A 23,222-nucleotide genomic window follows, 5' to 3' on the forward strand; every position below is an offset into this window, starting at 1 on the left:
GTTATGCTTAGTTGGCGCGCAGAGTGCGCTGCTCGATACGTTTTTCCGGCGTCGCATTGACCACGATGCGGTGTACGAAGATGCCCGGCAGATGCACGGCATCAGGATCGATCTCGCCCACTTCCACCAGCTGTTCGACTTCGACGATGGTGAGCTTGCCGGCCATGGCGGCATTCGGGTTGAAGTTGCGCGCCGTTTTACGGAATACCAGATTGCCCGCCTTGTCGGCCTTCCATGCTTTCACCAGCGCCACATCGGCTACCAGCGAACGTTCCATCACATACTGTTCGCCATCAAATTCACGGATTTCCTTGCCGTCCGCCACGATGGTGCCCACCCCCGTCTTGGTGAAGAAAGCGGGAATGCCGGCGCCGCCGGCGCGCAGCTTCTCGGCCAGCGTGCCTTGCGGGGTGAATTCCAGTTCCAGTTCGCCGGCCAGATACTGGCGTGCGAATTCCTTGTTCTCGCCCACGTAGGAAGCAATCATTTTCTTGATCTGGCGGGTTTCCAGCAGCTGGCCCAGGCCGAAACCATCTACGCCGGCGTTATTGGAGATTGCCGTCAGGTTTTTGACGCCGGAATCGCGCAGAGCGCCGATCAGCGCTTCAGGAATACCGCACAGGCCAAAGCCGCCGACAGCGATAGTCTGGCCGTCCTGTACCACGCCGGCCAGTGCGGAGGCGGCGTCCGGATATACTTTATTCATGGGTCTCCCTTTTTACGAAATGTTGCTAGTTCAATGCCAAACTAATGAAAAATGAATCGGCAACGAAGCGTGTCAGCATAGAATAGGCACACTAAAAGTACAATACCGTAGAAATACCTGTCGCCTTGCCCATGACTGCAGCCTCCGCCATCGACTACGAATCCATATTTCTGCATGCGCCTGTGGGCATGTGCATTTCAGCCCACCGCACCATACAGGCCAGCAACGATGCGCTGGCACAGATGTTCGGCTATACGCGCGTCGCCATGAACGGCATGTCGTTCCAGCAGTTATACCCCACCATGGATGAATTCCTGCGCACGGGTGACCGCATCATTCCCATCATGAATGCCAAGGGCCGCTATTCGGACGAACGCATCATGCGCCGCGCCAGCGGCGAACTGTTCTGGTGCCACGTAACGGGTCACGCCATGCGCGCCGCCGAGCCGCTAGGCCCCGGCATCTGGACGTTCGAAGATGTGAGCGAGAAGCGCCCCGTGACGGCGGAACTGACGCCGCGCGAACGGGAAATTGCCGCCCTGCTGGTGGAAGGCAAAACCAGCAAAGCCATAGGCCGGCAGATCGACCTCAGCCCGCGCACGGTGGAAATGCACCGCGCCAAGCTGATGCGCAAGTTTGCCGCTGCCACCTCCTCCGAACTCGTGCACAAGCTGGTGGGGCTGCAGCAGCTCTGATCTGGCTGAGCCTCAGGTTGCCGTCATGCCGTCATCGGCAGAAATGATGGCGCCATTGATGAAATTGGAATCTTCACCGGCCAGCAGCAACAGCAGACCGTCCAGATCTTCCGGCTTGCCCGGACGCTTGCGCGGCAGCATATCGATCAGCTTGCGGCCCTGCTCGCTGGCGAAATAGTCCTCGTTGATTTCGGTCGAAATATAGCCGGGGCAGATGGCATTGGTATTGATGCCGTACTTGCCCCACTCCACTGCCATGGCCTTGGTCATCTGCACCACGCCGGCCTTGCTCATGCAGTACACGCCGATCTGCGGCAGCACGCGCAGGCCCGCCACGGAAGCGATGTTGATGATGCGGTGTTTCTTGTTCGGATCGCCTTTGGCGCGGGCGATCATGCGCTTGGCGGTTTCCTGCGCAACGAAAAAGCCGCCGCGCAGATTGGTATCCATCACGAAAGCATAGTCTTCCGGCGTGACGTCGACCAGACGTTGCGTAGTTGATACGCCGGAGTTATTCACCAGAATATCGATCGGACCGGCTTCCGTCTCCGCATGGGCGATGGCCGACTTGATGCTGGCGTAGTCCGTCACGTCGAGGCTGACCACATGGGCGGCGCCGCCGTCCGCTTCGATTTCGGCGCGCAATTCCTTCAGCCGGTCAATGCGGCGCGAAGCCAGCACCACCTGCGCTCCAGCCTGAGCCAGCACTTTGGCAAACCGGGCTCCCAGACCACTGGAGGCGCCCGTAATCAGCGCAATTTTTCCCTCAAAGTTGACTTCTATGCCCACGAGCTGCTCCTAAATGAATTTGATAATGACAACCGCCAGCCTAAGGGGTCTAAGCGGGAATGTCTATCCTCAATCATTACATAAATCGCCAGTATTAGATTGCGGTGTCTAATAATGTCCCTCAAAATGGCGCCACAATTGCATTTCGGACGAAAAAGAAGCACACTCGTGCTAAAATTTTTTGATCCTTTCATTCACCACTATAAGAAGAGACTATGACACAGCCTCAAAACCTCGTTGAACAGTATGGCCCACGCGATGCGATGGAGTATGACGTCGTCATCGTTGGCGGCGGCCCTGCAGGCTTGTCGGCAGCAATCAAGATTAAACAGCTGGCCGCGGAGCAGCAGCGCGAAGTATCGGTCGTGGTACTGGAAAAAGGCGGCGAACTGGGCGCCCACACCCTGTCCGGCGCCGTCATGGACCCGAAAGCGCTGACCGAACTGATTCCTGACTGGAAAGAAAAAGGTGCGCCGCTCAACACGCCCGTGACGGAAGACCGCGTGCTGTTCCTGACTGAAACGGCAGCCCACAAGACCCCCAACGCGCTACTGCCCGCCTGCTTCGAGAACCATGGCAACTATGTGATCTCGCTCGGTAACGTGGTGCGCTGGCTGGGCCAGCAGGCCGAAGCGCTGGGCGTGGAAATTTTCCCCGGCTTTGCGGCGGCGGAAGTCCTGTACAACGACGATGGCTCCGTCAAAGGTGTGGCCACCGGCAATATGGGCGTCAAACGCGACGGCGAAGCCGGCCCTGACTTCCAGCTCGGTATGGAACTGCACGGCAAATACACCCTGTTCGCCGAAGGCGCGCGCGGCCATCTGGGCAAGCAGCTGATCGCCAAGTTCCAGCTCGATCAGGGCAAGGATCCCCAGTCCTACGGCATCGGCATCAAGGAACTGTGGGAAATCGATCCGGCCAAACACCAGCCCGGTCTGGTGGTGCACACCACCGGCTGGCCGCTCGACAGCAAGACCTACGGCGGCTCCTTCCTCTACCATCTGGAAAACAATCAGGTGGTGGTAGGCTATGTGGTCGGCCTGAATTACGAAAACCCGTATCTGTCGCCGTACGAAGAATTCCAGCGCTACAAGACCCATCCGGCCATCAAGCCCTTCTTCGAAGGCGCCAAGCGAATTTCCTACGGCGCCCGCGCGATTGCGGCCGGCGGCCTGCAGTCGCTGCCCAAGCTGGTCTTCCCCGGCGGCGCGCTGATCGGCTGCGATGCCGGCTTCCTCAACATGAGCCGTATCAAAGGCAGCCATGCCGCCATCAAATCGGGCATGCTGGCAGCGGAAGCGGTGTACGAAGCGCTGCTGGCCGAACGTCAGGGCGACGAACTGAGCAGCTTCAGCACGCGCTTCGAACAATCGTGGCTGCATGAAGAACTGCACGTGGCGCGCAACGTCAAGCCTTGGCTGAGCAAGGGCCTGTATCTGGGTTCCGTCATGACCTGGATAGACCAGAAAATCCTCAAAGGCAAAGCGCCATGGACGCTGCACCACAGCTACGCCGACCATGAATGCCTGAAACCGGCCTCGCAGTTCAGCCCGATCAACTATCCTAAACCGGATGGCAAGCTGACCTTCGACCGTCTATCGTCGGTGTTCATCTCCAACACCAACCATGCGGAAGACCAGCCTATCCACCTGACGCTGAAGAACGCCAGCGTGCCGGTCGATGTGAATCTGGCCAAGTATGCCGGTCCGGAAAGCCGCTACTGCCCGGCTGGCGTGTACGAATTCGTCAAGACTGACGAAGGTGCCGACCGTCTGCAGATCAACGCGCAGAACTGCGTGCACTGCAAGACCTGCGATATCAAGGACCCGACCCAGAACATCGTCTGGATCACGCCGGAAGGTGGTGGCGGCCCTAACTATCCGAACATGTAAGACGGCGGCAGTCTGAGCGCTGGCGGGGCCGGTGCGGACCATGCGGACAGCTTGCCATGTGTAGGCAGTTTGCCGGGGCTGCAGCGGCCCTGCTGTTTTTGCCGCGTTCGCCTTGCGCTAGAAGTGATCGAGTTCGGGCAGACCCTTGCGGTAGAGCTGTTCGAACTGTTCGGGCGTGAGCGCGCCGGCATACACATAACCCTGCACGTAGTCGCAGCCCGTCAGGCGCAACAGCGCGCACTGGGCGGCCGTCTCGACGCCTTCGGCCACCACGCGCAGGCCCAGCTTGTGCGCCATCACCACCAGCGCCTCGCACATGGCCAGTTCGCCGCTGTCGGTGACGATATCGGCCAGGAAGCTGCGGTCCAGCTTGAGCTGGTCGATGCCGAACTGCTTCAGGTGCGATAGCGAGGCATGACCATTGCCGAAATTGTCGAGCGCCACCTGCAGTCCCGTTTCACGCAGACAGCGCAGCCGCTCCACCACCCGCGTCACGCCATCGGCCAGCACGCTTTCCTTGATTTCGATAACCATGCTGTGCGGACTAAGCGCCAGTTGCTGCACGTGTTCGCACCAGCCGCTGTACAGCGCAGCCTCGCCCCTGAGCTGGGCCGCCGAGAAATTCACGCTGATCTGGAACGCGCTGCCAAAAGCCTGCTGCCACTGCTGCGCCTGACGCGCAGCATGGCGGAATACCCAGTCGCCCACTTCCAGCATCATGCCGCCCGTTTCCGCCTGGGGCAGAAAATCGGCCGGCGCGAGCAGCCCCCGTTCCGGATGGCGCCAGCGCAGCAGGGCCTCGGCCCGCTCTATCCTGCCGCTGGCCAGATGCACGATAGGCTGGTAATGCAGCTCGAACTGTTGCGCCACCAGTGCGCCACGCAGATCCAGCGTGGTCTGCAGGCGCTGCAGGGCGGCCATTTGCAACTCGGCCGTAAAATAGCTGTAACGGTTGCTGCCGCCCGACTTGGCCGCATACATGGCCTGATCGGCATTGCGCAGCAGCTCTTCCGGCGCATGGCCATCGTTCGGATACAGGGCGATGCCTATGCTGGCCGAAATGGTCGGCGCGCCTGCCTCCAGCAGGAAGGGCCGGGTCAGCTGGGTCAGCATGTTCTGGGCGATGCGCTCGATCCCGGCCGTCTGCTCCAGCGCAGGCAGGATCACGGTGAACTCGTCGCCGCCCAGCCGCGCCACCGTGTCGGAGGTACGTACGCAGTTGCTGATGCGGCGCGCCGCTTCGATCAGCACGCAATCGCCCTGTTCGTGGCCCAGCGTATCGTTGACCTGCTTGAAATCGTCAAGGTCGATGAACAGCAGGGCCAGCTGCAGGCCTTCGCGCTGGGCCTTGCGCACCTCGTAATTCAGACGGTCATGGAACATATGCCGGTTGGGCAGGGCCGTGAGCGCATCGTAATTGGCTTTCTGCCAGATCAGTTCACTGTTCGCGCGGCTTGCCGTCACATCGGTCACCAGCGCCAGCGCCCCCAGATAGGCGCCATCGGCATCATAGATAGGATTGGTAATCAGCGAAGTCCAGAGATCGCCGCCATCGCTGCGCAGAAACTTGAATTCGTGCCGCTCGGCCATGCCGCGCTGGCGCCGCGCGATGTTCTGCTCAAGGATGCTGCGCCCCTCCTCGTCCATGAAGGCCACCAGTGGCTGGCCCAGCATGTCCTCGATGGCATAGCCCAGCATGCTGGCCATTTTCGGATTGACGAAACTGGTGCGCGCCGTGGCATCGATTTCCCAGATGCCCTCCTCGGCCGTGTGGACGATGCGGCGGAAGCGCTCCTCGCTGCGTTCGAGTGCCGCCAGCTTGCCTTCGGCCAGCTCGAGTACCACGCGGATGGCCTGCGCACTGGCATCGGCACTGGCGCGCAGGGTAGCGGCAAAGCCCTGCTGGCCGGGCACGCGGCAGATCTGCACGCCACATTGCTGAGGCTGGCTGGTATTGAGCGCATTGCGCACCATGGCATCGAAATCGCCGTGGAAGCGTTCGGCCACGAACTGGCGCAACGGCAGGCGGGCGGGATTGGCACGCGGCACGCCCAACACATCGGCGCCCACCACGTTCATCTGCAGGATAGTGGTATCGAGCCCCAGCACGAAGTAGCCGACCGGGGCCAGCAGGTAGATATCGTTGAAATACGTCTGTTCGGCGCTCAGCTGGTCGGCGCCCAGACCGGACCGTAGCGCAGACACCATAGCGCCGCCTTCGAGACGCTCCAGCTGGCCCCGATTGTCCTCGCCGGTCCCGACGACAGACCGGCGTACTGCGGTCAGCTCTGTAACCGGCGCACGCTCGTCCATACTATTCCTTTGTGAATAGTGGCAAGACTAGCATTTTAGCAAGTGAGTGTCGAGCGTCCTGCAGGCGTTTAGCGGTGGGCGCGGTTCAAACGTTGTTCTGCGCGCCGCTGCAGGGCTTCGAACAGCAGGCTCAGCACCCAGTATATTGCCGCTGCAGCAATATACAGCGGCAGCGGCTGGAAGGTGGTGGCGATCACTTCCTTGGTCGACAGCATCAGCTCCGTCATGGTAATCACCGACACCAGCGAGGTATCCTTGATCAGACTGATCAGGGTATTGCTCATGGCCGGCACGGCTATGCGCAGCGCCTGCGGCAGCACCACATCGACCAGCGTAGCGCGATAGCCCAGCCCCAGACTGTAAGCCGCAGCCCACTGCCCCTTGCTGACGGCAGCGATGGCGCCGCGCAGGCTTTCCGACAGAAATGCGCCAGAGTTCAGGCTCAGCGCCAGTATGCCTGCCGTTACCGGGGTGAATTCTATGCCCACACTAGGCAGGCCATAATAGATCACGAACATCTGCACCAGCAGCGGCGTGCCGCGCATCAGGCTCACATACACGCCGGCAGGCCAGCGTAGCAGCCGGTAAGGCAGCAGGCGCATCAGCGCTACCGGAAAGCCGATCGCCAGCCCGCCCAGCATGGCGGCCAGCGCAAACAGCACGGTATAGCCGGCGCCCCGCAGCATCACGGGCGCGGCCTCCTGCAATAACTGGAACAGTCCCTGCCAGTCCATGCTCAGGGAGCTTTGCTGACGTCAGTACCGAACCACTTGAGGGAAATGGCCTTGAGGCTGCCATCGGCCGCCGCTTCGGCCAGCGCCTGATTCAGCGCCTGCTTGAATTGCGGATTACCTTTCTGGAACGGGATACCCATGCGCTCGACGGCCCCCACCTGCGCACCGGCCTTGATAGGCAGCCGCGAAGTTTTCAGCAGATAGGCCGACATCAGGCTATCGTTGAGCGCCGCATCGATGCGGCCAGCGGCCAGATCGGCCATATTGTCGGGCGCCGCCGGATAGCTGCGCACCTCGATGCCGGGCACAGCCCTGGCCTGCTGCTCGTACACGCTGCCCTGCCCTACGCCCAGTTTTTTGCCCTTGAGGTCAGCCAGTGTTTTATAGACGGCTTGCTCGTCCTTGCGCACAATCAGCTGCGGCATGGAATAGATATACGGCTGGGAAAAATCGAATGCCTGCTCGCGCTTGGGGTTGATGCCCACCTGCGAAATGATCACGTCGTAGCGGCTAGCGGCCAGACCGGCCAGGATGCTGGCCCACTCGCTGCTGACAAACTCCACCTTCAGGCCCAGCTTCTTCCCCAGCAGACGGGCCACATCGACGTCGTAGCCGGCCAGTTCACCCGTCTTCTGGTCCTTGTAGTTAAACGGCGGATACGTGCCTTCCATCGCCACCCGCAGCGTGCCGCGCGCTTTCACCGTCGTCAGCAAGTCGGCCGCGCTGGCCGGCAAACTGGTGAGAGCCAGCAGCGCCAGCATGGCGCCCAGCAATCGAACCGACAATACGCGTCTTTGCATAGTTTTCCTTGGTCAGCGATCTACCACGCGCACATGCGCTGTGGCCGGCCAAAACGGTGCCCCACCACCAGTATGGAACTGGCGATCAGGCTGCTTAAGCCCAGCATCAATTGTATGAGTTTATCGTCCGGCAGCACCCACAGCCGGCCCGGCGGCGCTTCGTCCAGCTGGGCCGCCGCCATGATCAGCGGCGCTATCCATTCGGCTTCGGGCGTCAGGTCCAGCACCAGCGCGCCGTCGGTGGTCTGCAGATACACTTCGCCGCCGGCAGCCAGCGTAAAGCACACGCCGTAGCCCGTTTCCTTAGGGGCGACATGTTCCTGCAAGGCGAGATTGTGTTCGGCGATCCAGAGTTCGACATCGGCCGGCGTTTCCAGCGCATGCCAGGGCACAGGGCGGAAACGGGGCGGGTCAGTTTGGTCTTGCATGGAATTCCTGTATTGAAAAGCAGCTGCCAGTGTAACCCAGCCTCAGCCTTTCCACGTGCGGTTCAGGCCCGTATCGGTATGGATCCAGCCGCCTTTCGGGCCGCTGCGGTAGTAGAAGCCCACACCGCCCTGACGGAAGCTGCGCACCAGCCCGCCCAGCACTTCGGAATTCAGGTTGGCCAGACGGATATCGGCGGCCCGGCCTTCCATATGCAGCGACTGGCGCGCCGCCGGCACGCCCGCCTCGCGCAGCTTCTGGTTGGAGGCCGGGGTGCGGTAGCCGGACAGGATTTCCAGCGGCGTATCGATGCCGTAGCGCGCTACGAAAGCCTGGGTGCCCCACAGCGTTTCGAACAGTTTGGGATCGATGGCGATGGTTTCCTTGCCATTCACATCGCGCATCAGGTGGCACAGGTCCTGATAGGCCGACTGGATCAGCTCGCCATCGCGCCAGTACAGCAGCCTGGCCCGTTCGCCGCTGGCCGGACGCACTACCTCGATGGTGCGCGGGCGCAGCCAGAACTCCAGATCGAGCGCCTGGGCATCGAAAATATCGGGCGGCGGCGCCAGTTCCGTACCGGAAGGTGCGCTCTGCTCGGCCGCCCGGGCCATGCTGGTGCTGGCCGGCTTGCCGGCAGCGGGCACCGCATGGCTGGCCGGTTTGCTGATGGACGCGGTGCTATGGGGCGCCACGCTGCGGGCAGCACACCCTATCAGCGGCACGGTACACAGTCCGGCCCCGACTACACCTAAACTCTGCTGTAAAAAATCTCTGCGCGTTGCCATACACTACCTGTCAAAAGCAATATGGGTACTATAGCCTATGCCGAGGGAATACAAAACCTCTGCGCGTGCCGATAGTGCCCTTGCGCGCACCTGCGTTCAGGCCGCCACTGCCTTGAGCGGCGCCAGATCCGCCAGCTGGGTACGCGGCTGGTCCAGCAGATAGCCCTGCCCCAGCAGGTTCAGGCCTGCCGTGGCCGACAGTTCGCGCAGGCCTGCCAGCGTGGCCGGCGTTTCTATCCGCTTGAACAGCAGCGCCACGCCCGCCTCGCGGCAGCGCGCGCACAGCGTCAGCAGCGCATCGGTATCGGCGCATGCGCGCCCATCGAGCTTGAACACGGCCGGCCGCAAGCGCTCCAGTATCTGCAAGGCCTCGCTCGGCGCCGCCGCATTGATGGCGAGCCGGAAACCGTTGCGGCGGTAATTATCGGCCACATAGTTGAGCAGCCAGCCCTGCTGCGGCGAGGCGGCAGGCAGTTGCAGCACCACCCTGGCCAGCGGCAGTTCCAGCGCATCGAGGATGCGGCGGAACGCATGGCCATGGTTGCTGCTGACGGCGCTGAGCAGGCGGTCATGCACGTTCAGATACAGATCCTGCCCGTCATCGCCCGCCTGCCGGAAGAAGTTCATCGCATGCAGCAAACGGCACAGGCGGTCCAGCTCTATCGATTCATCGTCGCTGGCGGCATGGTCGAGCAGACGCCACAGCGACAGCCCCTGATCCTGCGCCGCTGCGCTGCGCGCCAGTCCTTCATAGGCCTGCACACCGCCGCCACGCAGTTCGCGGATGGGATGGAAGGCGCTACTCAGCGTGCAATTGAAGAAGCGTCCTTGCGCCCGGCCCTCGTGATCGAGCCAGATGCTGGACGTGCTGCCGGCAGCGCCGGATAGGCGGGCCAGATAGTCTTGCAAAACGGGAAATGACATGCTGCTCCTCGGCACGCTCTGATAACAGTGACAGCCTAGCTGGCACTGGCCTGCAGCTGAACGAATGCTTTCAGCTATGGATATGCCAAAAGCTTCGTTCCGCCGCTGGCGCGCTGGCGCTATCGTTAGCCATCGCCACTGCCTAGGGAAGCACGATGTGTCAATTACTCGCCATGAGCAGCAAACAGCCTGCCGCGGTAGATTTTTCCTTCACCGGCTTCGCGCGCCGTAGCGCCGAACATCGCGACGGCTGGGGCATCGCCCTGCACAATGGCAGCGATTGCCAGCTCTATACCGATGCACTGGCCTGCAGCGAATCGGCGCTGGCGCGCCAGCTCAGCGCGCAGCCTATCAAGGCGCGCAATGTCATCGCGCATATCCGCAAGGCCACTCAGGGCCGGGTATCGCTGGAAAACAGCCATCCGTTCACGCGCCAGCTATGGGGCCAGACCTGGTCGTTCGCCCATAATGGCGACCTCAAACTGTTCCGCCCCCGCCCCGGCCTGTATGCACCGTGGGGCGACACCGATAGCGAGCTGGCGTTCTGCCACCTGCTGTCGGAGCTGGCACTGCGCTATGAACACCGGCCGCCGCGCCACCAGCTATTTGCCATGCTGCAGGTGCTGGCGGCCAGCATCGCCGTGTACGGCACTTTTAACTTCCTGCTCTCGAACGGGGAATTCCTGTTCGCCTATTGCAGCACCGAGCTGCACTGGGTGCAGCGCCAGTATCCGTTCTCGGTGGCCAAACTGGTCGATTGCGATGTCAGTATAGACTTCAGCCAGCACAACCGGCACGACGACCGCATGACGGTGATCGCCACCCAGCCGCTGACCAGCAACGAAACATGGCAGCGTTTTGGCGCCGGCGAACTGAAACTGTTTATGCAGGGCGAGGAAGTGGGCGCACAGCCGGTGCGCCAGCAGGAATGGGAGCTACAGGTCTGCGCCTAGCGCCGCTCAGGCGGAATTGCAGTTGCAGAAGCGCTTGCGCTTGCTGCCGTCGGCGGCGGCGTCCAGCTGCTTCCAGAAGAATACGGTCTCGACGCCATAAGGCGAGCGTACCTTGCCTGCATCGGTATAGCCGCAACGGGCGAAAAAGCCCTCGCCCGTGGCCGTGCTATGCAGTTGCAGGGCTTTCACGCCCCAGCTGCAAGCCTGCGCCTCCACCCGCTCCAGCATGGCCTTGCCCAGGCCCTGCCCGCGCACTTCAGGCAGCAGATAGCACAGGGCCAGCTTGCCGGCGCCGGTCAGCAAGGCTACGCCCACCACCACGCCATCCTGTGCGGCTACCACGGAATAATTAGTGGGCGAAGCAAACCAGCTCGCCACCATTTCAGGCGTCTTGTTGCCCAGCCATGCGGCCAGAATGGCAGGATCCTGCCGGTGGTCCTGCACACAGCATTCGGCGATGGAACGCCGCAGCACGGTGCAGGCTGCAACCGCATCGCTGACCTCTGCCGGACGGACTTCAAGACTGCGAATTTCAGAACTCATGTACGCTCACAAACATTTCTATTAGCAAAAATGAAGCGTTTAAACGCTTTCTTCAGTGCCTGATTCGACTATACACCAAGCGATAAAAGTCGTTGCGGACGCAGCCTAACTCCCTTCACAGCCTAGTAGCTGGCCCTGCTTTTGCCCACGAATCATTCCGGAATTCCTTATGCGGAAATCGAGGAACTGTCGTGCGTCTCCCTTAAAATAAGCATATAACGAAAAATTCGTATCTTTTCGGCGCGGAATTTTACACTATGAGCGTCCGTTCATCAGAAAGCCCCTTATGACCACGCACCTGCCTACCCGCCGCCTGTTCACCACTGCTCTGCTAGCCGCCAGTGCTGGCCTGTTCAGCCTGTCCATGCCGGCGCAGGCCGCCGAAACGGTGCTGCTCAATGCCTCATATGACGTGGCACGTGAACTGTTCAAGGACATCAATCCCCTGTTCGTAGCCGAGTGGAAAAAGACTACGGGCGAAACCATCAATGTGAACCAGTCGCACGGCGGTTCGTCCAAGCAGGCCCGTTCCGTGGCCGACGGCATGGAAGCGGCCGTGGTCACCATGAATCAGGCCAACGATATCGACATGCTGGCCGAGCGCGGTCTGGTGGTGCAGGACTGGGCCAAGAAATTCCCCAACAATGCCGCGCCGTTCTACTCCACCATGGTATTCCTGGTGCGCAAAGGCAATCCGCAACATATCAAGGACTGGAGCGACCTCGCCAAGCCGGGCGTGAAAGTCATCATTCCCAACCCTAAAACGGCCGGCAACGGACGCTACACCTATCTGGCAGCATGGGGCTCGGTGCTGAAAAAAGGCGGCAATGAAGCCCAGGCGCGTGAACTGGTAACGAAAATCTTCAAAAACGTGCCCGTGCTTGACGCCGGCGGCCGTGGCGCCACCACCACCTTCACCCAGCGCAGTATCGGCGACGTGCTGGTGACGTTCGAAAACGAGGTAAATCTGGTGCGCGCCGAATTCGGCGACAACTTCGAGGTGGTCTATCCCTCCATCTCGATACTGGCCGAATCGCCTGTCGCCGTGGTGGACAAGGTGGTGGACCGCCGCAATCTGCGCAAGCAGGCTACCGGCTATCTGAACTTCCTGTACTCGGAACAGGCGCAGGACGTGATCGCCAAGCACTACTTCCGTCCCCGTTCGGAAGCCGCGTTCAAAAAATACAACGCCAATTTCCGCCAGATCAGCCTGTTCACCGTGGATGACGTATTTGGCGGCTGGAAAGCTGCTCAAAAGAAACACTTTGATGATGGCGCCGAATTCGACCGCATCTATCAGAGCAAATAAGCGCACAGTTCTCCGGGAGCATTAGCCGGCACAGACCGCATACCCCTCGCTTATAGGCCCCGCCATCGTCGCGGGGTCTTTTTTTTCTCGTTTTGCGCGCTCCGCCGGCCTTAGCTACGGTCCGCCTGACAGAGTTGCGCCTGCAACTATTCAAATTTGCCAATAAGCCTAGTGGAATCCGGCAGTTACAATCAATAGACGAGAAAGAACTTTAATGTTATCTTCCAGCGTGAGAGAGTATTGCCGCACAGATAGAGGCAATCCGTGGCGACCAGGGCCTGCTCCACCGAATTCCGCCTGATTCAACCGAATATTCAAACTATGCTCAAGAAAATTATCGCTGTATTACTGAGTTCCGTGACGGCTGCCGCACTGGCTGTGCCGCTGGGCTCGCAGTCCGTGCTGGTGGTGGAAGATGACACCGGCAAAGTGCTGCTGGAAAAGAACTCCACCGTACAAGTGCCTATCGCTTCGCTCACCAAGCTGATGACGGCCATGGTGGTGCTCGATTCCAAGGCCGACCTCGACGCGCCTATCAGCATCGAAAAAATCGACGTGGACACCCTCAAGCACAGCACCTCGCGCGTGCCGGTCGGTGCCGAACTGTCGCGCCGCGATGTGCTGCAACTGGCGCTGATGTCGTCCGATAACCGCGCTGCGGCCTCGCTGGCGCGCACCTTCCCCGGTGGTCCGGAGGCCTTCAAGGCTGCGGTGAACGCCAAAATCCGCGCGCTGGGCATGCACCAGACCGTGATCGAAGAACCTACCGGCCTGTCGCCCAACAACCGCTCCACCGCGACCGATCTGGTACGCATGGCCAGCGCCGCTTCGGCCTATCCGGAAATCCGCCGCATCACCACCGATACCAAGGACGTCATCAAGATCAAAGGCCGCGAGGTGGAATACCACAACACCAACCGTCTGGTGGGCGCCAAGGGCTGGGATGTAGGTCTGTCCAAGACCGGCTATACGGAAGAAGCCGGCCGCTGCCTGATCATGCGCTTCAAATCGGCCGGCAAGAACGCCACGCTGGTGCTGCTCAATGCCAAAGCCAATTCGGCCCGCATGATGGACGCACTGAATATCCGCCGCTTTATCGCCGGCCCGGACGGCGAGCCTAAAGTGATGAAAGTATCGGCCAAGACCAGCCGCAAGGCCGCCAAGAGCAGCAAGCACCGCCGCCGCGCTGCCTGATCAGTCCTGTAGCAGCGCGCGCAGGCCACTGGCGCGCTGGGTACGCTGGGCAATCGCGTCCAGCAGCACCTGCTGGTTGGGCGTGAGCAGCGTGAAAAACTCGCGTGCCCGCGTGATGCCGGTGTAGACCAGTTCACGCGCCAGCGTGCCATTGCTCTCGCGCGGCAGCGCCAGCACCGTGTGTTCGAATTCCGATCCCTGCGATTTATGCACCGTCATGGCAAACGCCGTCTCGACGTTGCGTAGTCGCGTTGCCAGCACGCTGCGTACCGCATCGCCATCGGAGAAGTAGACGCGCATGGCGCCCGGCCTTGCCGGATCCGGCAGGGTCAGGCCGATATCGCCATTAAAGACACCGGTGGCGTAGTCATTGCGCGTCACCATCACGGGGCGGCCCGCATACCACTCGCCATTGCGGCGCAGCAGTCCGGCACTTTGCAGGCGCTGTTCGATGGTTGGGTTCAGGCCGTGCACACCCCATTCGCCATCGCGCACCGCACACAGAATGCGGAAGCGCTCGAACGCCGCGATCAGCGTTTTTACCCACGCCAGATAAGCCTCGCCCTGCTCGGCCGGCGCGCCGGCCTTGAGCAGTTGCAGATAGTGGCTGTAGCCGCCGGGCGCGCCCTCGCGCCCCATCACTGCCAGTTGCAGCGCATCGGCTGGCAGCGCCGGATCCATCCACGCCAGCCGCCCCTCGGACGGCGCCCGCAACACCTGCACGGTGGCGGCGGCATCACCGCGATTGACGGCCAGCGCCAGTACGCCGATAGGACCGCCGAAGCGGCGGCTCTCGCGCAGCATCACGGTCTGCTGGGCAATCGGGCCAGCCTTGCCCGCATACTCGGCAGGAATACTGATGCCGCTGGCATCGAGCACATAGTTAAGCGTCTCGGCATGGTAGCCGCCCGCCTCCGCATCGAAGCACAGATCGCCCAGCACAGCCCCCGCTTCCACCGAGGCCAGCTGGTCCTTGTCACCCAGCAGGATCAGGGTGGCGTGAGCAGACAGGGCTGCCAGCAGCGCCGCCATCATTTCGAGGTGGATCATCGACGCTTCGTCCACGATCAGCACATCGACCTCCAGCTGCTTGCCTGCATGGTGGCGGAAGGCACGCGTATCGGGTCGGGCGCCGAGCAGGCTATGCAGGGTGCGCGCCGCCCCCATGCGGCTGGCCAGTTCGCGCAGCGGCAGCTCCTGGCCTACTTTGCCGTCCAGTTCTTCCAGTGCCGAGTCGATCGATTGCTTCAGCCGCGCTGCAGCCTTGCCGGTAGGCGCGGCCAGTGCTACGCGCAGACTGTCGCGCCGGCTGCCGGCGCTGGCAAACAGCAGTGCCAGCAGACGTGCCACGGTATAGGTCTTGCCCGTACCGGGACCACCGGTGATGATGCCCAGCTTGCCGCGCACGGCCACTGCGCAGGCCACTTTCTGCCAGTCCGGCCCGCCGCCACGACTGGCATGGGAGAACAGCTTGTCGAGCCAGTGGCGGATATTGGCGATACTGCTGCTGGCATCGCCGGCCATTACTTCGCCCAGCGCGCGCTCACGCACCGCCTGCGCCACCAGTTTTTCGTCGCGCCAGTAGCGGCGCAGGTACAGGCGCTCGCCGTCGAGCACCAGTGGCTGGTCGAAATCGAGATCGCCCACGGCCCACACCTGTTCGCTGGCGGCCAGCAGCTTGCGCCATGCGGCGACATCCTGCGGCCAGCCGCCAGCGCTCGCGCGCAGGTCGCGCCACCATTCGGGCTGCCAGCCCAGCTGGGTGGCCACGGCGCCGGACAGGTCGGCCAGCTTCATGCAGCTATGGCCGCGCCCTTCCAGCTCGGACAGCAGCACACAGGCCGCCATCAGCGCGGGCGACTCCATGCCCAGACTGCCGATGAAGCGGGCGAACGCTGCGCTCAGACGGCGCAGATGGCCAGCTTCCGTCAGCAGGTCGATCTGGGCATACAGGGCTAGGCAACTGCTACTACGCATGGTGTTCCTCATCTTGCGCCACGCCCGGCGCTTGCAGCAACTGATCGAGACTATCCAGCAGGTCAGGATCGGGGGGTATCAGATAGCAGCCGCGCGTCTGTTCGTTGGCGATACCGCGCAGGAACATGAACACGGCCCCGCCCAGCTGGCGCGCCGGATCGTAACGCCGCCCCAGACGGCTTTGCAGCAAACGGTGCAACGCCAGCATATAGATCGCGCCCTGTATGTCGTAGCGGTGCTCGGCCATGGCCGCCACCAGCGCGGGGGTGTGATAGGCCGCGTCGTTGCCACCCAGCGCATTCGATTTATAGTCCAGCACCCAGTAGCGCCCTGCATGCTCGAACACCAGATCGGCAAAGCCTTTGAGCATGCCATGCAGTTCGCGTTCAGGCAGTGCGGGACGCGCCACGCCGCCCAGCAGATGCTGCACGCACAGGCGGTCGAGCGCCGTGGTATTGAGCCGTTCGCTAGGGAACCAGAACTCCATCTCGGGCAGCGGCTGGCGGATGGCGGCGAGCGGGGCCTGCAGATACGGCAGCGGCGTGCCGACGATCTGGCCCAGCCACAGCTCGGTATCCTGCAGCCGGTTGCTCCAGCCAGCACGCTCTACACGCCGCGCCAGCCGGCTGGCAAAGCTGCCCTGCGCTACCGTGGCAAAGCCTTCCCTGGCCAGCCATTCCAGCTGCTCGTGCAGGAAGTTGCCCGGCACCGAGCCGCGCGGGAAGCGGTGCCACGCCACATCATCGACCTTCTGCGCCAGACCGCCAGCGGCAACTGGAACATCCGCCTGCAGCAAATCCTCCTGCGCGCTGTCGCGCGGCACCGGCAAGGTCCCGCCTATACTGGCCGTGGGGCCGGTACGCCGCGCCAGCGAACTGAAACTGCCTACCGACCAGTCGCGTTCGAAGCTAGCCGCATATCCCTGCGGCTCCAGCAGCGCGGCACGCTGTTCGACGCGCTGCAAGCGGGTCAGGCCGGCGTCGCCTTTGTCTGCGGCGCCAGCCAGCGTCTGCACACTGATGGCGGCGCAGCCCCGGATGGCGTGCAGCCAGCGTTCCATCATCAGATCGGACGGCAGCGGCTCGCCCCCCGTCAGCAGATAACCGAGCGCCGATTCATGCAGCGTATTCTCGCCTTCCTTGCGCGTGGCCAGTGCGGTCACGCCCAGCCACAGGTAATGGCGTGCACGGGTCAGCGCTACATACATCAGGCGCAGATCTTCCTGTATGCGCGCCTGTTCCATCAGCGCCAGTGCCTCGTCGGTCAGCGCCATGTCGATATGCCGGCCGCCCTGCCCGTCGCTGTACTCGAAGAAGCTGCGGTTGCGCCGCTCCACCTTGCGCGCCGTGACGGCAAAGGGCAGATACACCAGCGGATATTCGAGGCCTTTGGATTTGTGCACGGTGATCACTTGCACCAGCTCCGCATCGCTTTCCAGCCGCAGCACGCGCTCGTCGCCGCCCGCTTCGCCGCCTTCGATCTGTTCGGCCAGCCAGCGGATCAGCGCCTGTTCGCCATCGAGCTGGCGGCTGGCCGTCTGCAGCAGTTCGGCCAGATGCAGCAGATTGGTCAGGCGGCGCTCGCCGCCCGGCAGATTGATCAGCGTGGCGGGCAGATCGAGATCGTGGATGAAACGGCGCAGCATGGCCAGCACGCCCTGCCGCTGCCACACGGTATGCCAGCCTTTCAGCTGCTCCACCCGGCTTTCCCATGCCAGCTCGTCCGACGACAGCCTTGCCAGTTCGGCCAGTGACAGGCCGCAGGTGGCGGTGGCAAAAGCGGCCCGCGCCAGCGCGCCATCGAGCGGGTTCGCCACGGCGGACAGCCAGCGCAGCACATCGGCCGCTTCTTCGCTCTCCGTCACGGCATCCTTGTCGGATAAATACACGCTGGCGACGCCGCGCTGCTGCAGGGCCGTGCGGATGGCCGTGGCTTCGCGCCGGTCGCGCACCAGCACCGCAATGTCGGCCGGCTGCAAGCGCTGTAGGCCATCCGGCCGTGCAAAGCCGGTGGCTACATCATTGAGCTGGCTGACGATCTGCTCGGCACACTGCGCGGCAAAGAATTCGCGGTAGGCTTCCGCTTTCAGCGGACTCGGGCTGCAGGCCAGCACCAGTGCAGGCAGCGCGCCCGCGCCGTTGCACAGCTGCTCGTCACGCCCGCGCGCACCCACCGCCTCGAACGGCAGCGGATTGTCGCCGCTGGCCAGATCGCGAAAGCGGAACGCGCCACGCGCAAAACCGCTGCCGCCTGCCGTCTGCTCGGCATGCAGGAACAGATGATTGACCGCTGCCACCACAGCCTGGGTGGAGCGATAGTTGGTGCCGAGCTGGTAATGCCGCCCTGCCGTGGCAGCGCGCGCCGACAGATAGCTGTGGATGTCGGCGCCGCGGAAGCCGTAAATCGACTGTTTGGGGTCGCCGATCAGGAACAGACCGGTGGCTGCATCGTTATCGGCCACGCGGTACAGCTGGTTGAAAATCTGGTACTGGTTGGGCGCCGTATCCTGAAACTCGTCCACCAGCGCGACCGGATACTGGCTGATGATGCGCTGGCGTAGCGCAGCGCCGTTCTCGCCCTGCAGCGCCGCGTTGAGGCGGTCCAGCATATCGGCAAAGCCGAACTGGCGGTTGCGCTGCTTGAGTACCGCCATGCGGCCCGCGATCACGCCGACCGCATGGCGGTACAGCGCAAACGACAGCGGCTCCAGCTGGTCCAGTGCCGCTTTCAGCGTGACCACCGCATCGAAGTGCTGCGGTACCTCGGCGCTGTAGCCTTTGGCAAAGGCGTCGCTAATGCCATCGGCGCTCAGGCGGCGCCACGCCGTATCCTTGAGGTCGGGATGGGTAGCCAGCGGATCGGCCACCCATGCGCGCAGGCTGTCGAACCAGCCCGCCACGCTCTCCGCCTTCATCTTGGTGCCGTTGAAGCACTTGGGCGTTGCAGCGCGCTGCTGGTTGATCCATTGCTCCATGGCGGCAATACGTTCATCCCAGCCCTGTTTGAGCTGGCGTACCGTGTCCTGCTGCTGTTTCTGTAACTGGGCGATCAGCGTCCCTAGCGGAGCATCGCTGCAGCCGGCGGCACGGCTGGCGCCTATCAGGTCGGCCCGCCGCGTCAGTTCGCGCACGCTGCTTTTCAGCGCGCCCACGTTGGGCCAGCATTGCAGCAAGGGCTGCAGACCGGCGGCATTGAGTGGATACACCTGCTGGCGCCAGTAATCATGGGCGGCGTCCTCGTACAGCGTCTGTTCGTCGCTAAGCAATTCCTCATCGAACAGGCTGCCGCTATCGAACGCATGCTCGCGCAGCATGCGCTGGCACCATGCATCGATGGTAAAAATGGCCGCTTCGTCCATGCTCTCCGCTGCCAGCATCAGCCGGTGCGCCGCCTGCTGCTGGGCTGTGGTGTCCGGATAGGACAGCAGGATTTCGTCCAGATACTCATCGCGTTTGCCGCCCAGCCCCATGCCGGCATAGGCGCGGAAATACGCCGCCGCTTCCACCAGCCGTTCGCGCACGCGGTTGGACAGCTCGCGCGTGGCCGCACGGGTAAAAGTCATCACCAGAATTTCCGCCGGCAGCAAGGGGCGCTGGTAGCCATGTTCGCCGCCGTGGCCCAGCACCAGCCGCACGTACAGCGCAGCGATGGTCCAGGTTTTGCCGGTACCGGCACTGGCTTCGATCAGCCGCGAGCCATGCAGCGGGAATACCAGTGCCCGTAACGGAATAGATGGGAGTGCGCTGCTAGTCATGCTGCACCTTCCTGCTCCAGAGGATTAAAACTGACCGCCTCGCCCAGCCACTTGAGCAGCGGCGCATACAGCCGTTCGGCCACCTCGGCAAAGCCGGGCTGCGCCTGTAGCACGGCATACTCGGGCCACAAGCGGGCCAGACACAGATCATCGACTTCGCCCTGCAGTTCGTAGCCGCCGTCGTAAGTGGCGCGCGGGTCGCCCTCCTGCAGCAGGGCCAGCGCCGTCTTGCAGGCAGTCGGCAAAGGCTGGTCCATATTCTCGCGCCACAGCGCCACCAGCTGTTCCAGCGCGGCGCGCGCGCCATCCTGCTCCACCGGCCGCATCCGCACGTGCACGTCGCGCGCAATCAGGTGCGCCGTGACCGGCGTGCCGTTAGCCGCCAGAGCCAGCTGGCGCAGCCAGATTTCCATCAGCTTTTCCGCCCTGACGGCGCCCTGCTTGTTCAGCACCTTGGACGAAATCTGCCCCAGCCACACGGTGCTGACGCCATCGCTGCGCAACTGGTCTACCCAGTCATCCAGCTGCAGGCCAGCCAGCTGGAAGCTTACCGCCACTTTGCCAGCGGGATGCGGATAATGCTGGCGCAACTGCAGCCATGCGCTGCGCACCGGTACCAGCCCTGCAACCAGCTGCTGCTGGTACTGCTGGCCGATCAGCCCTATCGGCAAGCGCCCTTCGCGGGCCAGCCTGGCCGCGCGCCGGGTCAGCTGCTGCGCCACCTGGTCCAGCATTTCATCTTCGCCCACGTCTTCCAGCAACTGGTCTTCCAGCTGGTAGCGCTCCAGTCCATCCAGCGCGAACGGCTCTTCGTCCTCCCCCACCTGTGCCGCCTCGCCAAACACCACGCCCAGCCGCTGGCGGAAGAAGTAGCGCGCCGGCTGACGCATGAAGTTGACCAGATCGGCCAGCTTCAGGCGGTAAGCGGGATCGATTTCGTAGGGAGGCAATGCCGCCGCTGCGGCCAGTTCCTGTTCACCGTGCGCCTCGCGCCATTCACGGGCATAGGTCAGCAAACCACCGGCCTCGAAATAGCGCCGGCTGAACGGCTGCAGCGCATGTTCGGTGGTCAGTTGCGCCAGTTCGATCTGCCAGCCCGCGCGCAGATAATCGCACAACTGCGCCACCAGCACGGACGGCGGCTGGGCCGAGTTGTCGCGCACATTGCGGCCTACCCAGCTGATGTACAGCTTGTCGCGCGCCGCCAGCACGGCTTCCAGCATCAGGTAGCGGTCATCGTCGCGGCGCGAACGGTCGCCGGGCCGGGCCATGCCGGCCAGTGCCAGCAAATCGAAGTCGGCGCGCGGCGCGCGGCGCGGGAAATCGCCATCGTTCATGCCCAGCAGGCAGACCACGCGGAACGGCACGGCACGCATAGGCATCAGCGTGCAGAAGGTGACGCCACCGGAGACAAACTGGTGGTTCAGGGTCGGCTCATCGAGCAGGCCCAGCCACGCCTCGCGCAGCACGGCCAGCGGGACGGCTTCGACGAAACCGGCGTTGTCGCAGGTATCGAGCCAGCGCCCCAGCGCTTCGTCCAGCTGGGCCAGCGTCAGGCGGTCGCCCTCTTCGCGACCGTCGAAGAATGCGGCCAGCAGTGCACGCGCCTGCATGCCCCATTCAGCGGGCGTGCGTTCCTGCGCCAGCACTTCGCGCCAGTGCAGCAGTGCTGTCACCAGCTGGGCCAGCGAACCGGCCAGCGCCGCATCGAGCCCGCCCACTTCGCCATAAGGTTCGATGCCGCCGAACGCTGCGCCCTGGCCGCTGGCATAGCCTAGCAGCATGCGGCGCACGCCGAACAGCCATGAATTCTGCTCGCCGGCGGCGCCCAGCCCCAGCCCGCTGCGATGGGCCGGATCCAGTCCCCAGCGCACCCCCACGCCTTCTATCCACAGGCCCAGTGTGGCCATGTCGTCGCCATCGAGGCCAAAGCGGCTAGCCACCGCCGGCACGTCGAGCAGATCGCGCACTTCGCTCTGGCGGCAGCGCTGCTGCGGCAGGCGTAGCAGCCATTCCAGCGCCACCAGCAGGGGATTGACGCTGCGGTCGTTGACGTCGCCGATTTCGAACGGAATATAGCGCGCATCGCTGCGCCGGTACTGGGCGAATACGGCGTGGATGGCGGCCGTGAAAGTGTCGATATCGGGCACCATTACCACCACATCGCGCGGACGCAGGCTGCTATCTTGCGCCAGCATGGCCAGCAGCTGGTCGTGCAGCACTTCCACTTCACGCTGCACGCTGTGCGCTACATGGAATTCGACGGAGCGGTCGCTGGCCGGCGGCGGCACGCCAGGATGTTCGGCCAGCGGCAGCAGATCGCGTATGGCGGCCTGGATCTGCGCCAGCAGGGTCGCGCCGGCACCATCGCTGAACAGATCGACGCGCAGGGGCTGGCCAGCGCCATCGTTCAGGCTGGCACTGGCCGTATCGAATTCGTCGAGCAGGCGGATGAAATCGCGCCCCTGCCTGCCCCAGCTGGCCAGCAGCGGATGGCTGTGCGCATGCAGCTGCTCCAGCGGCAGCGCGCCCAGATCATGGCCGTTGCGCGGCTGCTGGCGTCTATGCGCAGCGCGCAGCAGCTCGCGCCCTTCGATAATGTCGCCCCAGTAGAACTGGCAAGGATTGGGCACGGCCAGCAGCACCTGGGTATAGCCGGACAGCGCCGCCAGTGCCTGCAGGGTCTGGAATGGCAGGGCCGATACGCCGAAGACGACGATGCGGCGCGGCAGCTGCCCCAGCGGCGCCTCGCCCGCTGCGGCGGCGCGCACGAATTCGGTGTGGATGGTGGCGCGGCCCAGCTCGCGCTGGTCCGGGTCTACATCGGCAATCACGGCGCGCCATAACTGCGCCTGCCAGCGCTGCTCGCCGTTCAGCGCCAGCACTTCGCCGCCAGCCTTGCGCAGCTGGTCGCGTCCGTGGGCCCAGTCATCGAGCCAGTCGGCACGGTAGACCTGGTACTGGTCGTACAGATCGGCCAGCCGTTCGGCCAGCTGCAAGCGGCGTTCGGGCGCGCCATCGGCCAGAAAATGCCGCAGCGGAGCGAATACGGGATCCGCCAGCAAGGTGGGCAGCAATCGCATCAGGCGCCAGGTCAGCGGGCCTTTATCGAAGGCGGAGATAGTAGGCACCTGTTCCTGCCCCAGCATGCCGCGGTAGGTCTCCCACAGAAAACGGGCCGGCAGTGCCACCCGCGTGGCCGCACAGACGCCCAGCTCTTCGGCCAGGGCGATTTTCAGCCATTCCGCCACGCCGTTGGACTGCACCAGAAATACTTCGCTTTCCAGCGCACCGAGCGGATGGCCCCGCAGCCACTGGAACACGGCGCTGCGCAGCATTTCCAGCTGGTTACCATGCAAAACTATCAGTCCGGGGCTTACGCTTGCGTCCATAGGGCTCGTCAGGGAGAAGGAGCTAGTATTATC

Annotated in this window: 17 protein-coding genes; 5 read left to right on the forward strand and 12 right to left on the reverse strand. The window is 63.1% G+C overall.

The window, feature by feature from the left end; genetic code table 11:
* Positions 1 to 7: 7 nt before the first annotated feature.
* Positions 8 to 706 (reverse strand): CoA transferase subunit A, encoded by a 699-nt coding sequence (locus tag GTP27_RS08015; RefSeq protein ID WP_161038652.1) that lies wholly within the window; start codon positions 704 to 706, stop codon positions 8 to 10.
* 131 nt (positions 707 to 837) lie between these two features.
* On the opposite strand from GTP27_RS08015, the gene GTP27_RS08020 reads away from it, so the two are divergent.
* The gene (locus GTP27_RS08020; protein WP_161038653.1) at positions 838 to 1,401 is read left to right on the forward strand and encodes a PAS and helix-turn-helix domain-containing protein; all 564 of its coding nucleotides are present in this window, start codon (positions 838 to 840) and stop codon (positions 1,399 to 1,401) included.
* Between the two features lie 12 nt (positions 1,402 to 1,413).
* Here GTP27_RS08020 and GTP27_RS08025 read toward each other — a convergent pair whose 3' ends face one another.
* Entirely contained in the window at positions 1,414 to 2,190 is a 777-nt protein-coding gene (locus GTP27_RS08025; protein WP_161038654.1) for an SDR family oxidoreductase, read from the reverse strand.
* A gap of 215 nt (positions 2,191 to 2,405) precedes the next feature.
* Between GTP27_RS08025 and GTP27_RS08030 the strand changes: the two genes are divergently transcribed.
* A complete protein-coding gene (locus GTP27_RS08030) occupies positions 2,406 to 4,082 on the forward strand; it encodes an electron transfer flavoprotein-ubiquinone oxidoreductase (protein ID WP_202416617.1) in 1,677 nt (558 codons plus the stop codon).
* Between the two features lie 117 nt (positions 4,083 to 4,199).
* On the opposite strand, the gene GTP27_RS08035 is transcribed toward GTP27_RS08030, so the two are convergent.
* The 6 genes from GTP27_RS08035 to GTP27_RS08060 form a co-directional block, all read right to left on the reverse strand.
* Complete coding sequence (locus GTP27_RS08035) at positions 4,200 to 6,395, reverse strand: putative bifunctional diguanylate cyclase/phosphodiesterase (protein ID WP_161038655.1); 2,196 nt, start codon at positions 6,393 to 6,395, stop codon at positions 4,200 to 4,202.
* A 68-nt stretch (positions 6,396 to 6,463) separates the two neighbouring features.
* A complete protein-coding gene (locus tag GTP27_RS08040) occupies positions 6,464 to 7,129 on the reverse strand; it encodes an amino acid ABC transporter permease (protein ID WP_161038656.1) in 666 nt (221 codons plus the stop codon).
* A 2-nt stretch (positions 7,130 to 7,131) separates the two neighbouring features.
* Positions 7,132 to 7,929, reverse strand: a complete 798-nt coding sequence (locus GTP27_RS08045) for a transporter substrate-binding domain-containing protein (RefSeq protein WP_161038657.1) — start codon at positions 7,927 to 7,929, stop codon at positions 7,132 to 7,134.
* A gap of 20 nt (positions 7,930 to 7,949) precedes the next feature.
* The gene (locus GTP27_RS08050; protein WP_161038658.1) at positions 7,950 to 8,357 is read right to left on the reverse strand and encodes a hypothetical protein; all 408 of its coding nucleotides are present in this window, start codon (positions 8,355 to 8,357) and stop codon (positions 7,950 to 7,952) included.
* A gap of 42 nt (positions 8,358 to 8,399) precedes the next feature.
* Positions 8,400 to 8,969 (reverse strand): YcbK family protein, encoded by a 570-nt coding sequence (locus tag GTP27_RS08055; protein ID WP_161038796.1) that lies wholly within the window; start codon positions 8,967 to 8,969, stop codon positions 8,400 to 8,402.
* 270 nt (positions 8,970 to 9,239) lie between these two features.
* Complete coding sequence (locus tag GTP27_RS08060; protein WP_161038659.1) at positions 9,240 to 10,067, reverse strand: EAL domain-containing protein; 828 nt, start codon at positions 10,065 to 10,067, stop codon at positions 9,240 to 9,242.
* A gap of 155 nt (positions 10,068 to 10,222) precedes the next feature.
* Between GTP27_RS08060 and GTP27_RS08065 the strand changes: the two genes are divergently transcribed.
* Positions 10,223 to 11,020, forward strand: a complete 798-nt coding sequence (locus GTP27_RS08065; RefSeq protein ID WP_161038660.1) for a class II glutamine amidotransferase — start codon at positions 10,223 to 10,225, stop codon at positions 11,018 to 11,020.
* Between the two features lie 6 nt (positions 11,021 to 11,026).
* Here the strand turns inward: GTP27_RS08065 and GTP27_RS08070 are convergent, their stop codons facing one another.
* Positions 11,027 to 11,563, reverse strand: a complete 537-nt coding sequence (locus GTP27_RS08070) for a GNAT family N-acetyltransferase (protein ID WP_161038661.1) — start codon at positions 11,561 to 11,563, stop codon at positions 11,027 to 11,029.
* Between the two features lie 286 nt (positions 11,564 to 11,849).
* Here GTP27_RS08070 and GTP27_RS08075 point away from each other — a divergent pair, with 286 nt between their 5' ends.
* Both GTP27_RS08075 and GTP27_RS08080 read left to right on the forward strand, forming a co-directional pair.
* On the forward strand, positions 11,850 to 12,872 hold the full coding sequence (locus tag GTP27_RS08075; RefSeq protein WP_161038662.1) for a sulfate ABC transporter substrate-binding protein: 1,023 nt from the start codon (positions 11,850 to 11,852) through the stop codon (positions 12,870 to 12,872).
* A 321-nt stretch (positions 12,873 to 13,193) separates the two neighbouring features.
* The gene (locus GTP27_RS08080) at positions 13,194 to 14,066 is read left to right on the forward strand and encodes a serine hydrolase (RefSeq protein WP_161038663.1); all 873 of its coding nucleotides are present in this window, start codon (positions 13,194 to 13,196) and stop codon (positions 14,064 to 14,066) included.
* On the opposite strand, the gene recD is transcribed toward GTP27_RS08080, so the two are convergent.
* The 3 genes from recD to recC are packed head-to-tail and all read right to left on the reverse strand — an operon-like array spanning position 14,067 to position 23,189.
* Positions 14,067 to 16,043: an exodeoxyribonuclease V subunit alpha gene (gene recD / locus GTP27_RS08085; RefSeq protein WP_229633534.1), complete on the reverse strand. Its 1,977-nt coding sequence runs from the start codon at positions 16,041 to 16,043 to the stop codon at positions 14,067 to 14,069.
* Entirely contained in the window at positions 16,036 to 19,797 is a 3,762-nt protein-coding gene (gene recB, locus GTP27_RS08090; protein ID WP_161038665.1) for an exodeoxyribonuclease V subunit beta, read from the reverse strand. The genes recD and recB overlap by 8 nt, the downstream gene beginning before the upstream one ends.
* Positions 19,794 to 23,189 carry an exodeoxyribonuclease V subunit gamma gene (gene recC, locus GTP27_RS08095; RefSeq protein WP_161038666.1) on the reverse strand — a complete coding sequence of 1,132 codons (3,396 nt, stop codon included), beginning with the start codon at positions 23,187 to 23,189 and terminating at the stop codon, positions 19,794 to 19,796. The genes recB and recC overlap by 4 nt, the downstream gene beginning before the upstream one ends.
* Positions 23,190 to 23,222: the final 33 nt, after the last annotated feature.

Source organism: Duganella qianjiadongensis, from assembly GCF_009857915.1.
In the GTDB taxonomy this organism is placed as follows: Bacteria; Pseudomonadota; Gammaproteobacteria; order Burkholderiales; family Burkholderiaceae_D; genus Rugamonas; species Rugamonas qianjiadongensis.